The organism is candidate division WOR-3 bacterium, from assembly GCA_016934535.1.
In the GTDB taxonomy this organism is placed as follows: Bacteria; SDB-A; SDB-A; order SDB-A; family SDB-A; genus JAFGIG01.
The window spans coordinates 1-16,119 of the sequence record JAFGSQ010000066.1 but is presented as its reverse complement, the minus strand read 5'-3'; the positions used below and the strand labels follow the sequence as shown (position 1 = coordinate 16,119).

Here is a 16,119-nt window from a genome sequence, read left to right as displayed (position 1 = left end):
AAAAGCTGAAAATATGATATATAAAATCCTGACTGCTTAATCTTCCTTAGATCTGAACACCAATCTCGTTCCGTAAATCAGTAAACTTACAACAGCCATAATAAAAAAGACCCTCAACATTCCGAGAGCGAGGATTTTTAAAGCCACAGCAAGGTTAGATCCCGTAAAATCAGAGGTCGGGGCATATTTTAAAACCATGTCTATGAGTACTCCTCCGGCTATGACAGAAGCGAGCTGGCCTGCCACGTTTGCCGAAGCGGCGTGCATAAGAAGGTAATTTGTTTTGTCCGCTTCCTGCCCTATCTGATGGACGAGTCTTGCTGACATTGGAAAAGACGACAAACCCGCGGCTCCTATCAGGGGGTTTATCCTGACTTTGAAAAAAAGCATGACCTTTCCGAGAAGGACACCGAAAGCCGTCGAAAAAGCGAATGCGAAGAGACCGAGAAAAAAGATAACCAACGTATCGAGCTTCAAAAAAGAGTGGGCGGTCATTGAAGATCCCACAGCTATACCGAGAAAAAGCGTGACGAGACCGGAAAGGTAATCCTTCGCCGCTTTAGCCAGCATATCTGTTACCCCCGAAGTGTTAAGGATGTTTCCGAACATCAAAAAACCTATGAGAGGAACGCTCATCGGGCAGAATATTCCGGAGACTATCAGAATTATATAAGGGAACAGTTTTTCCAGTGTTTTTCCTACAACAAAAGTGCTGACAGGCATTTTAACCCGTCTCTCCCCCTTTGTTGTCAAAGCTTTCATTATCGGCGGCTGAATCAGCGGCACCAGAGCCATGTAGGAATATGCGGCGAGAGTTATCAAACCGAGCAGTTCCGGGGCAAGTTTAGATGACACAAATATCGATGTCGGGCCGTCAGCACTGCCGATAATGCCGATGGAAGCAGCCTGCTGGATGTTGTATCCTAAAAGGACTGCCATTATCATAGTCGCAAAAATGCCTATCTGTCCCGCTACACCGAAAACAACCAGCCACGGTCTCTGAACGAGCGGTTTGAAGTCCATCATCGCGCCTATGGAGATAAAAATCAAAAGGGGAAAAATATCGTTTTTAACACCCTTCTCGAAGAGCATGGCCAATATCGAGTCTTCCGCTCTCAAGGGTGAAGAAGGAAGGTTCACGAGCACTATTCCAATGCCAATGGGTAGCAGAAGCAGAGGTTCGTAATTTTTCCTGACGCAAACCCAGATAAGAAAAAAACCTATAAGTATCATCGCCGCTTCTTTGTAACCTGGCAGAAAAACTAAATTTTCCATGTCGTGATTTTACCTCTTTCTAAATTTCATTTTCTGACACCCGGACATTTTTCATTTTATTTATGGCGCAAAATTTTTCTTTCGTACATTTTTTTCGACATGAACAGCCTGACAGTGTTCGGCAGAGGCTGTCCTGAAGACATCTCAAAACCTGAAGCCAGGAGGAATTTTATGGCTTTTATGTTCTCTTCCCTTACGTCATCGAGCATCATTTCTCCGTGTTTTTCAGTGAAAAAGTACCTGAGAATCTCCGCCAGGGCGATTTTTGAATAACCCATGCCTCTGTGCGAATGTTCGATTTTAATGTTCATGTGAGCGCTTTTATCCGCCTCGTTGTATCTGTGAAAGCTAACTTCTCCGACGATTTCTCCCTGCTGATTCAATATGAGTCTGTAATAATCAGTGGTTTCGCTAGCCTCAATTTTTCTGTGCCAATTCAGCATCTTCTCTTCGTTCATTAAAACAACTCCGCCTACATCGGCCATGGTCTTTTCATCCGCCCAAAGTTTCCGGATATACGGAAGGTCTTTTTCTTCGGCTTTTTTTAATGAAACCTGCGGTTTGTTGTTTTTTTTATTTGTCATAATTGATAATTCTTTTCAGGTTTTTCCCGCATGTATTTTACCACTTTTACGGAAAAAATCACTAAAGAAGCCGATTTTTGAAATTTATTTTAAAAAATCACTTTTTTTCTCAGCCTCTATGCAAACCAAGTCGTCGTCAAATATTGTTTTTGAAGAAAATTCTCTTTTCAGTTTTTCGAATTCACTGTACCAGTAATCTTTGCGCCGGCTTCTATCGGCGAATTTTTCGAAAAAGCGGAAATATTCTTCGAATCCTATTTCCTCGTCGCTTCTGATTATTGAAATTTGATGCGATAAATTTTTCATTTTGAAATAGCTGTCATAATCGTTCATCGTCAAATATCTGAAATGAACATATCCTGTCTCATTCTGAAGTCTCAGGTAAAAAGCCATCGCTTCAGCGGCGTTTACCTTTCCTTCGTTCCTTTTATCTTCGTATGGTTCTTCAATCAGAACTTTTCCTTTAGACACCCTGAAAAGTTCATCGAGAACTTCACGCCAGTTTTTTTCGTGATGCAGGATGGCTCGCGCGGTCACTAAATCAAATTCGTCGTCTTTAAAAGGCAGAGAAACGGCGTCGAGGCACAGCAAAGACAGGTTTTTGACAGTTTCTCCGCCACCCGCTTTCCTGACAAAGCTTGTCTCCCTGTCCCCGGCGACAATAAAACGGCAGTGCGGTGACAATTCTTTGGTAAATTGTCCGTCTCCGCATCCGGCGTCCAATACGGAACCGGATCCGTATTTTTCAACAAACTCTTTGATTCCCGGCATTCTCTATTAGTTTTGTCACAAGTACTTCAGACAATTATCGGCCATAATCCGTTTATCGGCAAAATTATTCTCGTCAAAATTCCGGAACCTGTACTGATTAAACCTGACGGAAATGAGTGACGGCAATCTGTGGCAAATGTTGTTTATTTTTTATCTTTCCAGTTCCACCACTTAAGCAATTCCGGTTTGTGTTCGTGTTCTGATGCAAAGTATACAGCGCATCTGAATGCATAAAGAACACAGCGATCTATGCGAATGCCCCTGAGTATGCAAAGTTTTTTGTAGAGCAGTTCGGGATCTTTTTTCTTCAGATCTGATACCTTTCGCATTCCGAGATCGTAAAGATCTTCGGCCATACTCGGTCCGATTCCCGGGATTTTTTTAAGTTTTCTAATTGAGTCATTTTTTTGACTTATCATTCTTTTATTTCTGAAGTGCAATTCGGACAACGTGTCGCTTTTATCGAAATTTTTGAACAGCAGAAAGGGCATTCCTTTGAATCCGGTTTTATCTCGGCTTTTTCCTGCCTTTTGAGTTTATTTATGCTTTTTACCAGCATAAAAACGACGAAAGCCACTATTACAAACCTTATGACTATGTTTATGAAATTTCCGTAGTTTATTGTCACGGCACCAGCCGCCTGCGCGTTTGCAAGCGAAGAATAAGGTCCCTGGGGGGTGCCGTTGTGAAGAAGAATAAACAAATTCGCGAAATCCACTTTTCCTATCAGCAGTCCCAGAGGAGGCATGATGATATCGGCGACAATCGATTGGACAATCGCGCCAAAAGCCGCTCCGATAATGATACCGACGGCCATATCAACGGCGTTACCTTTTACTGCGAATTCTTTGAATTCTTTAAACATTCTTCACCTTCTTTCCGATATACATTTATGCAATATCTTCATAATTCCGTTCATGAGCGTTTTTTATCTTTCAAATAATCTGCGAAACGGTTTTCTTTGAACTCGACAGCTAAAATATCCATCATGACTTCGCCGTATTTATTTCCGGCTATTATTGCCGCCTCCCGCCTGATTCCAATTTTTTTGAAACCGCATTTTTCGTAGCATTTTAATCCTCGTTTGTTGAATTCCTTTACTACGAGCATTACACTGTTCAAATTCAGGGCGTTGAAAGAATAATCGAGCAGAAGGCTTACGGCTTCAGTCCCGAAACCCCTGTCCCAATGTCCTTTGTCCCCGATGAATATGCCGAGAGAAGCTTTCCGGTTGACGGTGTCTATGTTATGAAGCCCGCAGTTGCCTATCAGTTTATCGCTGTTTTTATCGACAATGGCGAATACAAATTCATGCTTCGCCAGTTTTTCCAAAATTTCTCTTTCTTTGATGACAGAATAATTGCCGGCCAAACAATCCAGATTTACGGTAATTTCCGGATCGTTCATCCACTCGGTATATTGCTCGCAGTCTTCGATGTCAATTGGCGACAAATAAACTTTTTTCCCCGCTATTTTTTTAAAATATTTCATCTTCTCTCCGTTAACTTTACCAGAACCATCACGGCAAAGTGTTTGTTTTCAGGCGACAAAACAATCCCCACACCCGCAATATCAAAATCTCCTCCCAACAAAGATCTGTATCCGCTGTCTTCCATCCAGTGCCCGAATATCTCTTCGTGAGGTATTTCCAAGCCGCTGCTCGTCGATATTATTTCTCCGACTTTTTCTATATTGTAATACTTCTCCACACTGTCTGTCAGAGAGGAAAGAACTCTCCTGCTGTCAGAAGATTCCTTACTTAGTTCTTGACTTATTTGCCTGGCGATCGAAGAGAGAGTGTCGCTCCATGCAATCTGTACTGCTCCCGACGCGGCTCTGTAATCGTCTGTTAATGATTTTAAGCCTGTTTCTATTTCCTCGATGGTGTATGTTTCGTTGAGCGCAGTGTCCTGTAAAAGGACGAATATCTGCGTGAAATAGAATTTGCCTTCCGGAGAAATAGAAACGCCTATTCCCGTTATATCCCAGTCGTTCACCATGTTTTCCTTGTGCGGGGGGCTGTTTATCCAGCCTGTCACAGCTGTGGAACAAGGATCCGGAGTGTTCAGGTTGCTTGCTACGTTTTCAGCGGCAGATCGAAGCGGTATCGTTTCCTGAATTCTTTTCACTCTGTCTCGGAATCCATCGTGCGAGAGCGATCCGGATAAAGCCGCCATAAATCTGCTGTGCTCCCTGCATTGGTCGGCGACAGTTTCATCGAAGTCGAGTCTTTTCAATCCCGCCGATTCTCTGAAATCATTTACGAGTTCGTGGGTTTTAAGCTCGTATTCGTGCAGTGCCGGGTTCGCCTGGCTCAATAAACCCGTACCTATGACAGAGAGTATCAGGAATACTGTAAAATATTTGTTTTTCATCGTACTTGCAAAATATTAGTGTTTTTAATTTATCAATCCGAGTGCAAAAAAGCGAAAGCTTTATAAAAATTCTCCGCCTCTTTGAGCACTTCTTCAGCTTCCGATAATTGTTCATTGCCTGGAGAATCGAACGTATCTCCGCCTGATATCAATCTTATCAGTTTTAAATCTGAAAAATAATATCTCTCCTCTCTGTCTTCCTGTTCTCCGTATCCGCCTTTTTTGTAGCAGAATATCGGCTGACCCATGTCATTGTAAAGGACCTCCGTGTATTCTTCGAAAGCGGATATTATCAGTTTGCAATGCACTTTAATCAATCTGTAAAAATCGTCCGATTCGGGCTCGCAAGCCCAATAACAGACAACAGATTTGTTGAAAATTCCGACTGCGGGAAAGGGCATGTCTGAACTGTTGACCGAAATTTCAGTCCTGTACAATTCTTCATTTTGTATCATTTTATTCGCTTCGTTGTAAGCTTCTCTGATACTGTTTATTGTTTCCGCCGATAAAGAGACCGCCAGAACAGCAAGAATCAGGGCAAAAATCGATTTTTTCATTTTCACTCCTTTTTGTCTTCTACGGATGATACTTTCAACATATTAAAAGTCATAGCCGATATTGATGTAAAGATTAATATTTTCCGCGTCTTTACCTGCAATTGAAAGAAAAACAGGACCTATTGGGGTGTTCCCTCCTAAAGTTACTCCCGCCCCGTAATAAATATTTTCAGGAATCAATATTTCATCAGCCTCTTTCGCTGTTTTCGCGGCGTTAATCTGAAATTCAATGTATCTGTCGTCAAAAGGTTCCAACTGAAGACCTACCCTGAATGCCGCCATCTGTTCTCCCGTCAATTCCATGTTTTCACTTCCCAGAAAAGTATTATAGCATGCAGTGCCTTTGTGACCGCCAGTGTAATAACGGTTTTGGATTGACAGGGAATCTGCCTCGGAAAATCCCGCCCAGACACCTCCGAATAGAACGGTTCTTTTTGCTGCCGGTATGAAAAATGACAGGTCCGCACTTAATTTGATAAAATTCTCTTCGGAACCGAAATTCTTGTCTGCAACAATGATCTCAAACAGAGTTTTGAAGCCTGACCTCGTGAAATATGCCCTGTCCAAATAATCACTTTCCAGAGTGCCTCGGTAGACAAACCCGCCGTACTTGCTGTTTTTGAAATCTATAGGCGCCACAGACGGCTTCAGCGAAGAAAAGTCGAATTTAACTCCCGCGCTCATGCAGATGTTGTTGTAAAGGGTCAATCCCGCCGACAGTGAACTGTAAAGGGATTTAAAGTCGAGTTTTGCGAATCTGTCACCGTTATGATACAGATAAAAATATTTCTGATCCAGTCCCGCAGACAGAATAATCCCTGTTTTATTTCTCACGTATCCGAGCATAGTGAAAAGAAAGTAATTAAAACCGAAAGAATAATCTTCGCCCAGTTTCAGGTCTAATACGAACTTTGAACTGTGAACGAGAAAATTCCTCATCGTCAGATTGACCAGCATCTGAGCGTTATTGTACGAATCGTATCGCAAACCGAGATTTATGCGGTCGTTCTTGTTTTCTTCGACAATAAGCACCAGAACGTATGCCGTGTCGGTCGCTTTTATCCTGTAATTGACCTTTCTGAAAAACAGCGTGTTGTAAATTCTTTCCACACCTTCGTCTATCTTCTTTGCGTCAAGCCACCCGGGAGTCTGGTGACCGAATGAAGAAACGACAAAATTTCTTGTCACTTCCCTGAGGCCCATAACATAGATGTCTTCCACGAAAATCGAATCCTCCGTGAAATTAACGCTTCTCGTTCCGGTGACATCTTCTGTTCTCAGGCTGTCGGCCACAAACTCGAGCCTGTCAAAAACTTCTCTGGCGCCAATTTCGCCAAGGCGTACAAGTGAATCCGGATCAGAAAAATCGTAGCTTGAATACCCCTGAAGATCCGGAGTTATTAGAAGATCGCACATGGCTCGCTGTTCAAGATTCGTCTCCGTGTTCCTGAAACCTATTACCTGATTTATTATGTCTACTGCGGAACGGAGATCCGACAATCGTTTTGTCGGAGTGCCGATATCCACTCCGATGATGTAATCCGCTCCGAGATCCCTGACGTCCTGAACGGGAAAATTCCTTATCGTTCCCCCGTCGACAAGCAGTCTCCTGTCTATCATGACGGGAGTAAATACGGTCGGAATAGCCATGCTCGCTCTCATCGCTTCGAAAAGGAGACCATTATTCAGAACTACGGCCTGAGATCTTTCCACGTCTGCCGCCAGACAAATAAAAGAAACCGGCAGATCGGAAAAATCCTCGATTGTGTTTGATTTCCATGTCAAGCGGGACAGAAGGGCTTCGATCCTCTGCCCTTCAATCAACCCGAGCGGTAATACGGGTTTATAACCTTCAAAATCCAGACCTCCTATGTATTTTCCGGAATAACTTCTCTCGTCAAAAGGCAGATCTCTTCTTTTTACTTCGTCGTTGAACAAGTCTTTCCAATCGATTTCCGTCGTGAGGCTTTCGATTTCCCCCGCCGTGTAACCGGAAGCGTAAAGTCCTCCGACAATGGAACCCATGCTCGTTCCGCCAATGAAATCAAAAGAGAATCCGGCTTCTTCAAGAACTTTTAAAACACCTATGTGAGCGAAACCCCTCGCCCCTCCTCCGCTGAGAACCAGACCGATCCTTGTTTCGCGGTCGTTTGAACTTTGCAGAGTCAGAAACGATTGCAAAATGTATAAAATGAAAACTGAGACAAAAGTCATGTGGACATTATACACAAGTGCCCGGCATATTCCAATGAACTCGAGAGGTTTTATTCCATTTTCCATAAAAATACAGGCGGGTATCATTCACAGATGCTATACTATACTAAAAAAGGCTTGAAAATGAGATTTAGATTATTAAGCGTCTGTATTTTATTCATTCCACAAGCTGTTTGCGCTCATTACTGGATGCCTCTTGACGAAGGAGTCAACAACACCGTATTGACCCTCTGCAAAAATGACGGGTATATCTATGCCGGTGGCATGTTCACAGACGCGGGAGGTATTTCTTACGCAGACTACATTGCAAAATGGGACGGCAACAATTGGAGTTCTCTCGGTTCTGGTTTAAACGGATATGTGAGAATAATTGCGCCTTTTGAGAATGGAATAATCGCCGGCGGCCATTTCACTAACGCAGGTGGGGATAATTACGCCGACTACATTTCCGTATGGAATGGAAATTCGTGGCAATCCCTCGGAGAAGGTCTTAACGGATACGTTTTCGCTATCGCTTGCCTTTCAGACGTTTTGTATGCAGGAGGTAACTTTACGGATGCAGGAGGCAACCCCAACGCTGATTATATTGCAAAATGGGACGGATTAAACTGGAATTCAATCGGTAACGGACTGAACGCGCCAGTGTATGCCATTACAGTCAAAGACAATCGAATATACATTGGCGGAGATTTTACTGACGCAGGAAGTGATCCCGACGCGGACAGGATCTGTTACCTTGAAAATTCTTCATGGAATCCAATGGGAGAAGGCCTGAACGGAAGAGTTTTGACTATTGAATATACGGATTCCGCTGTTTTCGCCGGTGGCAGTTTCACATATGCCGGTAACAACAACACAGCTGATTATATAGCAAAGTGGAAAAATGGCGATTGGCAGGCTATTTCTGAAAACACTTCCTACAGCATTATCAACAACACTGTAAACTTCATATTAGTGGAAGACAACTACCTCTTTGCCTGCGGTTATTTTACCAATGCAGGTTCCTGCAACCAGGACGCAGATTACTTTGCCTTGTGGGATGGCAGATATTGGAATTCTTATGGAAACGGCTTAAACGGATTCGTCAGCTCATTTGCCTTTGACAACGACTGTATATACATAGGAGGATCTTTCCAGAATGCCGGAGAAAATCCCCTGGCGGATAAAGTGGCTAAAACACCATCCGTAACCTGGCGTCCTATAGGCGGAGGGATTTATTACGATTATATTCTTTCCACAGTCAATACCTTGGCTTTTTTAGGAGAGGAAATTGTTGTCGGCGGATATTTTCCTGCGAGACCCGGCGTGCCATACAGCGAAAGTTTGATAAAATGGACAGGCTCCCAGTGGGTTTCATTGGGAGATGGGATAATTCATTCAGGAAAAATTTTTACTTCGTTGCTTCATTCGGGTGATTTGTACATCGGTGGTTATTTTGCTTCAGCAGGAAATTCTGCATTGAATAGAAACATTACCAAATGGGACGGGACAAACTTTGTGCCGCTCGGAAACGGATTGAATGCTTCAGTCTTCGTGTTAGCAGTTAAAGACGGTTTGCTGTATGCGGGAGGAGATTTTTTTTACGCTGGAGGTAATACCGATGCAAACCACATAGCAGTGTGGAATGGAACAAACTGGGAAAACCTCGGAGAAGGACTGAACAATATTGTTTATACGATAGCTTTTTATAATGGTGATATTTTCGTTGGAGGAAATTTCACCAACGCTGGAGGAAATCCAGACGCGGACTATATTGCAAAATGGAACGGTGTTTCTTGGGAAGATGTAGGCGGAGGATTGAACAATGTTGTAAAAGCTATAGCTGTTAATAGTGAAGGAATTTACGCAGGAGGATATTTCACCAACGCGGGAGGAAATCCGAACGCTGATTTTTTCGCTCTTTGGAACGGAACAAGCTGGGAAGACCTCGGAGGATGTTTTAACAATTCCGTGTCAGTAATTACTTTGTCCGATGATGCTGTTTATGTGGGAGGGATGTTTACTGAAGCAGGGGATAATTTCTTCGCCGATAAAATAACTAAATGGAACGGTAATTCATGGGAAGAAGTCGGGGGCGGATTGGGCAATGAATATAACGATTCAGTAACAAATATAATAATTCAAGAATCAGTCATATTTGCCTGCGGTAATTATACTTTTGCCGGTGGATTTTTATCGGCGAATATGGCTTGTTACTATGGGAGTATATTTACAGATGTTGATGAAAGCCATGAAACTGCCCCGACACAGAATTGTTCGTTTCTGTCATACCCCAATCCATTCAGCAGTTCGGTCAGGATAATATTTTCCTTAGAGAATGGTCTCGTTGTTCAACTTAGGGTTTATAACGCGGCGGGACAGTTGGTCAAAACGATATTTGACGGATTCCGGCTCCCGGGAAGTTACGAGTTCGTTTGGGACGGCAGGGATAATTCCGGTTCATTGTCTCCGAAAGGGGTGTATTTCATCAATCTTCTTATCGGAAATGAAACAAGCACGAATAAAATTTTGTTTATCAGATAAAAATCATATATGAGACTCCTGGAAAAGGGACAGATTGAATCCGTTGTATTCAACCTTTGCGAGAGAAACTCGCAATCCCTCAGCTCTGATGTCAAAGCATATTACGAGAAATATTTAAAAGATAATCCAAAAAACCCGGGAATAATTAAGTTGATTCTTGACAATAACCGAATAGCTCAAAGTGAAAAAAGGCCCCTTTGTCAGGACACTGGTGTAGTATGCGTTTTTGCCGACATCGGAACAGGCGTTATTCTTTCAGGCGTCGACATTGAAAACGAAATTAACGAAGGAGTAAGGCGAGCCGGTGAAAAAGGGATTTTGAGGAAATCCATGGTCTCTGATTTCTTGACCGGAAACAACTCCCTGATCCGCTCATCTCCGGCTTCCGTTTATGTTTCTTTGGTCGAAGGAGATAACATCAGCCTGACAGTGCTTCTCAAAGGAGGCGGATCCGAAAATTCGGGACGTTCAAAAATGTTCCTTCCCGACGCCAGTGAAAATGACATGTATGAATTCGTCGAAGAAACAGTCCGCAAACATGGATTAAATGCCTGCCCTCCGCTGATAATAGGAATAGGCACCGGCGGAACTGCTGACCGCGCATCTTTTTTGTCTTTGAAATCTCTCCTGAGGGATTTGGGTACCCGCAATCCTGACCCCGGAATGGCAGACATTGAAATGAAATGGCTCGAAAAAATAAATTCTATCGGCATAGGTCCTGCAGGTTTCGGAGGCCGCCCGACGGCTCTCGACCTTTTCATTGAAACTTTTCCCCGGCACATTTCGACATACCCCGTTTCAGTATCTTTTCTATGCTGTGCCGCGAGAAAGGCTCGCGCCGTGATATGACCGTTCGCAGTCTCGATTTTCCGGTCAAAAACGAAGAATCTCTGAAGGAGCTGAAATGCGCCGATCGGGTATTAATATACGGAAATGTAATCGCCGCCAGAGACTCTACTTTATCGGAAATAATTCCGCGGATTAAAGCAAACGAAAACCTGCCATTTCAAATTCCCGGTTCATGTTTGTTTCTCAGTTCGGTTTCGGTGATAGACAAAAGCAACAATAAATTCGCAGTCGGACCTACTTCAACATACAGAATGGAAAGCAATCTATCCCTTCTTCTTTCCTTCGGACTTAAAGCCGTCATCGGCAAAGGAGCGGTTTCAGATGCATTTTTGTCAGAAATGCTCCGCATGGGCTGTGTTTATCTCGGTTTTCCGGGAGGACTTTCCGCTCTGATTTCGAGAACAGTCAAAGACGCGACAACACTGTCCCACGGTCATCTTGGAAACGAAGCGCTTTGCGAACTGACTGTTTCTGAAATGCCTTCTATTGTCTTCGCGGATCTTTGGGGCGATTACATTTTTCGCGGTTAACCAACCCGCTGCTTTTTCACGCTTTCGGTTATCCACGATAAATAATCTTCGTTTCCCCCCGATATCTCAAAAGCGGTTACGCACGGGCATTCGTAACTGTGAAGCTTTTTGACTTCAGACGTCAAAGGTTCAAGCAGTTCAGAAGTCGTCTTGGCTATAATAACGGCTTCTTTCGATTTTTCGATTCTGCCTTTCCAATGATAAAATGACTTGACTCCGTCAATTATATTCGCGCATGCCGCGAGCCTTTTTGAGACAAGCGCTTTTGATATCTTTTCGGCTTCAACAATATTTTCCGCCGTCATGTAAACCAATATCGTTTTCATTTTACTCCTTACAACAACTTTTTATTCTTTCTGCATACAATCTGCATTCGTCGTTGCCTGTTTTCTTATAAACTGATTCGAATATCCTTAAAGCTTTGTTCCTGAATTCGTCTGGTGAAACAGGCGATGAAAAACCGCAATCTTCTTTCGTCAGAGACCACAAATAATAATAAGCCTTGGCGCTGACACTTTGATCGCTGGAATTCTCGGCCAGGTCAACGAGTTTTCTGAAACAAAGAATTTTATTTTTTTCATTTTTTGTCAGTGAAAAATTGCACGCACATTTGGTTATATCGGCCAACGGAATTAAATTCGAAATTTTCAGCTTTTCAGCTTCAAGGCCCGCTTTTCCGAGTGTTTTTAAAGCTTTAGTGTGCATTCCGTTGTCAAGAAGAAGGAAAGCTTTTTCGATCCTGAAAAAACATGAATAGTATTTGACTTTCATCTTCTCCAGTTTATCAATGGCTTGTGTAAACAGTCTGAGTGCTTTTTTGAAATTCTTCTTCCTCCATTCTATTTTTGCGTATATGCCGAGACTGACCGCATGACTTCTCCTGTCGGTTGATTTTAATGAATATTGGGCAAATTCGTTCAGTGCTCTTTCAGCCTCTTCGTATCTTCCAAGGGAGACGAATACTGAAGCGACGTTGATGAGGGGAAACTTTGCCCCCAGGTCGTCTCCCATCTCGATCGATATCTTTATCTGCTCCCGGAAATAATCCAGTGCCTTTTCGTATTTGTTCATTGCCAAATAAACACCGGCCAGGTTTCCTAAAGTTCTAGCCTCTGCGTGTCTGTATCCGGTTTTTTTCGACAGTCTCATTATTTTCAAAAATATCTTCCTGGCACTCCGGTAATCACCCAGATCGTCGTACATAATTCCGATGTTTCCAAGTCCTCTCATCTCCTGATAGAGGTTTTTCTGTTTTCTCGCAATATTTATATGGGCAGAAATATATTTTTTTGCTTTTTCATATTCTCCCTTGTAATAATGCAGAAGTCCTATGCTTCCTGAAACTTTTCCGGTTTCCGCTTCTTTTTTGTTTTTTTTGTAATAATTCAAAGCAGAAGTTAAAAGTGAAAGCGCTTCAGAATAATTCCCCCTGTCCATATAAAATTCACCCAGCGAATAATCGCTCAAAGCTCGTATTTCAGAGGAACTTTCTTTTCTGCTCAAGCGTCTTGCTTCTTTAAGATACTTTCCGGCTCTAGTCGTCTCGCCAATATTCTGGTAATAAGTTCCAACATCTATCATGACCATTACCTTCAGTTTTTTATCCGGCAGAATAATCGCCGATTCTAACGCCTTGAGAATCAGTGTAATACCTTCCCGCCATTTTCCGGACTGCCATTTTACGTAAGCTTTGTTTTTCAAATAGAGAGTCTTGTCTCTTATCAGCTCAGTCTTGTTTTCTGCCTTGTAAATCTTTTTCTCAGTAATCTCTATGAGTCGGCGGAAATAATAAGCCGCCTCTTCATTTCTGTAATTCCGCTTTGCCTGTTCAGCGGCTAATTTCAGATACTTGATTGAATTTGTTTCATCCGAAGCTTTTTCAAAATGATACGCGAGTTCAGCGTAAACATTTTTCAGGGACATTTTGTTTATTTTTTCAATCGCCCTGCCCGCAGTCGAATGAAGTCTTCTCAGGTCCTTTTTTAATTGTATCCCGTAGACAGTTTCTCTTATCATCGCATGCCTGAAATTGTATTTACTTCCCGAATATTTCGTCCACAAAAACTGATTCTCACCTTCAAAAAGGTGGGAATCGATGTCATAACCCCCGAGCATTTCGGTGAGAACGTCCGATGAAAACTCCGTACCGAGTATTGTTGCGGCTTTTACAACAGTTTTAAGTTCCGGAGTCAGTCTGTCGATTCTCGAAACTATCAGATTGTTAACGTCTGAGGGTATTTCAAATTCAAGTCTTGTCTCGTCAAAATTCCCGGCGTCGACACCTCTTTCAGCCATGTAATGTATTATTTGCTCAATGAAAAAAGGATTTCCCCCGCTAAATCTTTCTATAAAATCGAGGAAAGCGCTCCCGATTTCCAGTCCAGGGACGACAGATTTTGAAAGAAGTGTAATTTCAGGTAAACTGAAATTCCGGATTTGTAAACGTAATCTCACATATTCTTTGGGGACTGTATCAAGAGCGCTGCTTTTGTCAGACAGTCTTTTTTCTGTGATTACTGCAAACGGATATTTTTCGACATTGACAAACAATCTCCTCAGCAAAATAAGCATGTCTTCATCGATCCACTGACTGTCATCAATTTCGAGTACGAGGGGTTTTATCAGCGAAGCGCCTTTGATGATACTCTTAATTGCCACCACGGTAGCTTCAAACCTGCTTTTCTCAGGAAGCGCTTCAAAATATGTGTTTCTGACGCTAATTCCGCAAAATGACGCGAAAATATGTTTTCTGCTTTCTATTTCATTTTTAATTTCTGTTTCAGGAATTTTTTCAAGAAATTCTCTGAATTTTTTTTCAAATCCTGCTTTAACCTGCTTCAGATCTCCGTTCTCTTCGTATTCGATCAAATCTTTAATCATGCGCTGAACCGGTCCGTAGCTTTTTCTTAACACCTCGTCGCAAGGCATGTAAATCCATGATATTTCGTTTACAAAATTCATTTTCTTTTGAGCGCTTTTTTTTATTTCCGACACCAGTCGGGTTTTTCCCACGCCAGGTTCGCCTTCAACAACAGCGACGCCGGCGTTTTCTTTTTCTTTAAGTTTAAGCAGGAAATCGATCAGTTTTTTCTTCTCTTTTTCTCTGCCTACGATTGATCCGGAAAATGTCACGGCTTGCCTTTCGGAGACTGCATTTAAGACATAGGTATTTATATCTTCTGCCTTTCCTTTGAATCTATACTCTCCCAAAAACGAAAAAACGAATCCTTTCACTTTTGAAAGGTTTTCATCGACCAAAATCTGATCCCAACAGGCGCGGTTGAGCATCCTCGCCGCGAGATTTGTCGTATCGCCCAGGCACATGAATTCTTTTCTCTCAGAACCACCGTTGAATCCGCAGTAGCAGGTTCCTTTTGAAGCCCCGCATTTGATCCTGATTTTTCCCTTTGCCCAGTCAGCTAAAGCCAGTAAAAAACTCATTGCCTTTGAGTCATTTCGTTCATAAGAGACCGGAGCGCCGAAAAAGATTACGACAGACGGATCAGAATTCAAGAAATCCACGTGCGGGTGAGAAAATCCGTATTCTTTCTTCATTGAAAGGATTTTAGAAGTAAGAGCGTCAATGGTTTTGCTTTTTTTACAGGAGATGAAAACCGAAATTACTTCTCTGAATTCCGGAATCATAAATCCGAACTCATGTTCTCCCGTAAAACTCTTTATTAACTTTTCCGGCCACGAATTTTTCGGATGCTGATCTGCTTCAAACTTTCTGTCAATTTTGTCATGCAATGCCATGAGATTACAGTTCTTCGTATCGTTAAATCCGGTGCCTTCGCAACCGGAAAATTCTTGCATGCCTCTTTCGGCGCAAATTGAACCCGGTTCGGCCGATTTCTGGGCCGCGACGGCTTTTTCTATCGCTTTTCCCCGGAAGTAAAAAATTTTTTCGTTTTCATGTTCAATTATTTTCCAGAATACTTTACCTTGACCCAATCCTATTCTCACAGAAAAATTGAACGTACCGAATTCAGTTTCGACTATACTTATTTTTTTCAATTCGTCTTTCAATTTTATCGCAACGGCAAGGCATATTGAGGCACAGCTGTGTTTTCCGGATCCCTGTTCATTAAAAACCGCCGTGAAAGAATCTCCTGCGAAAGATGAAACAAAACCTTCTGATTCGTATATCAAATCGAGAGATTTGTCGAACAAACCGGTCGTCATTTCAGAAATCACTTCAGTTCCTTCTTTACCGTGTTTAATAAGTTCGCTCGTCATCTCGGTAAAACCTTTGATGTCAACCGACATAACGGCTCCGTTGAAAGAACCGCGTTTTTTACCAAACGTATAACCGTCGAGTATAATTTCAGGTACGAATGTGTTCATATTTCAGGTCACTAGTGTCCTAATAAAATCATTATAAATTGAAGAGATTCATTTGTCCACAAGGGTCTCTGGCATTTAGGGGATTGTCGGGATT

14 protein-coding genes are annotated in these 16,119 nt (G+C 42.4%); 3 read left to right on the top strand and 11 right to left on the bottom strand.

The features are described 5' to 3' along the window. Window positions 1-36: 36 nt before the first annotated feature. The 9 genes from JXL83_09420 to JXL83_09380 form a co-directional block, all read right to left on the bottom strand. On the bottom strand, window positions 37-1,275 hold the full coding sequence (locus JXL83_09420) for a sodium ion-translocating decarboxylase subunit beta (protein MBN2364337.1): 1,239 nt from the start codon (window positions 1,273-1,275) through the stop codon (window positions 37-39). Between the two features lie 56 nt (window positions 1,276-1,331). Then, window positions 1,332-1,859, bottom strand: a complete 528-nt coding sequence (locus JXL83_09415; protein ID MBN2364336.1) for a GNAT family N-acetyltransferase — start codon at window positions 1,857-1,859, stop codon at window positions 1,332-1,334. Between the two features lie 84 nt (window positions 1,860-1,943). Beyond that, window positions 1,944-2,630, bottom strand: coding sequence for a class I SAM-dependent methyltransferase (locus JXL83_09410; GenBank protein ID MBN2364335.1), 687 nt, complete (start codon window positions 2,628-2,630; stop codon window positions 1,944-1,946). Window positions 2,631-2,773: 143 nt separating this feature from the next. After that, complete coding sequence (locus tag JXL83_09405; protein MBN2364334.1) at window positions 2,774-3,049, bottom strand: pathogenicity locus; 276 nt, start codon at window positions 3,047-3,049, stop codon at window positions 2,774-2,776. Continuing rightward, window positions 3,046-3,495 carry a large conductance mechanosensitive channel protein MscL gene (gene mscL, locus JXL83_09400; GenBank protein ID MBN2364333.1) on the bottom strand — a complete coding sequence of 150 codons (450 nt, stop codon included), beginning with the start codon at window positions 3,493-3,495 and terminating at the stop codon, window positions 3,046-3,048. Before mscL ends, JXL83_09405 begins: the two co-directional genes overlap by 4 nt. 50 nt (window positions 3,496-3,545) lie before the next feature. Continuing rightward, entirely contained in the window at window positions 3,546-4,121 is a 576-nt protein-coding gene (locus JXL83_09395; GenBank protein MBN2364332.1) for a GNAT family N-acetyltransferase, read from the bottom strand. Then, window positions 4,118-5,005 carry a CAP domain-containing protein gene (locus tag JXL83_09390; protein MBN2364331.1) on the bottom strand — a complete coding sequence of 296 codons (888 nt, stop codon included), beginning with the start codon at window positions 5,003-5,005 and terminating at the stop codon, window positions 4,118-4,120. Before JXL83_09390 ends, JXL83_09395 begins: the two co-directional genes overlap by 4 nt. 32 nt (window positions 5,006-5,037) lie before the next feature. After that, entirely contained in the window at window positions 5,038-5,562 is a 525-nt protein-coding gene (locus JXL83_09385) for a hypothetical protein (GenBank protein ID MBN2364330.1), read from the bottom strand. A gap of 42 nt (window positions 5,563-5,604) precedes the next feature. Next, entirely contained in the window at window positions 5,605-7,842 is a 2,238-nt protein-coding gene (locus tag JXL83_09380; protein MBN2364329.1) for a patatin-like phospholipase family protein, read from the bottom strand. Window positions 7,843-7,869: 27 nt separating this feature from the next. On the opposite strand from JXL83_09380, the gene JXL83_09375 reads away from it, so the two are divergent. Genes JXL83_09375 through JXL83_09365 form a run of 3 tightly spaced genes read left to right on the top strand, consistent with a single transcriptional unit; the run spans window position 7,870 to window position 11,678 of the window. Further along, window positions 7,870-10,299 carry a T9SS type A sorting domain-containing protein gene (locus tag JXL83_09375; protein ID MBN2364328.1) on the top strand — a complete coding sequence of 810 codons (2,430 nt, stop codon included), beginning with the start codon at window positions 7,870-7,872 and terminating at the stop codon, window positions 10,297-10,299. A gap of 9 nt (window positions 10,300-10,308) precedes the next feature. Continuing rightward, a complete protein-coding gene (locus tag JXL83_09370) occupies window positions 10,309-11,148 on the top strand; it encodes a fumarate hydratase (GenBank protein ID MBN2364327.1) in 840 nt (279 codons plus the stop codon). After that, complete coding sequence (locus tag JXL83_09365) at window positions 11,145-11,678, top strand: fumarate hydratase C-terminal domain-containing protein (protein MBN2364326.1); 534 nt, start codon at window positions 11,145-11,147, stop codon at window positions 11,676-11,678. Before JXL83_09370 ends, JXL83_09365 begins: the two co-directional genes overlap by 4 nt. Here the strand turns inward: JXL83_09365 and JXL83_09360 are convergent. Both JXL83_09360 and JXL83_09355 read right to left on the bottom strand, forming a co-directional pair. Further along, on the bottom strand, window positions 11,675-12,004 hold the full coding sequence (locus tag JXL83_09360) for a divalent-cation tolerance protein CutA (GenBank protein MBN2364325.1): 330 nt from the start codon (window positions 12,002-12,004) through the stop codon (window positions 11,675-11,677). The genes JXL83_09365 and JXL83_09360 overlap by 4 nt on opposite strands. A 1-nt stretch (window position 12,005) precedes the next feature. After that, window positions 12,006-16,025, bottom strand: a complete 4,020-nt coding sequence (locus JXL83_09355; GenBank protein MBN2364324.1) for a tetratricopeptide repeat protein — start codon at window positions 16,023-16,025, stop codon at window positions 12,006-12,008. Window positions 16,026-16,119 lie beyond the last annotated feature (94 nt).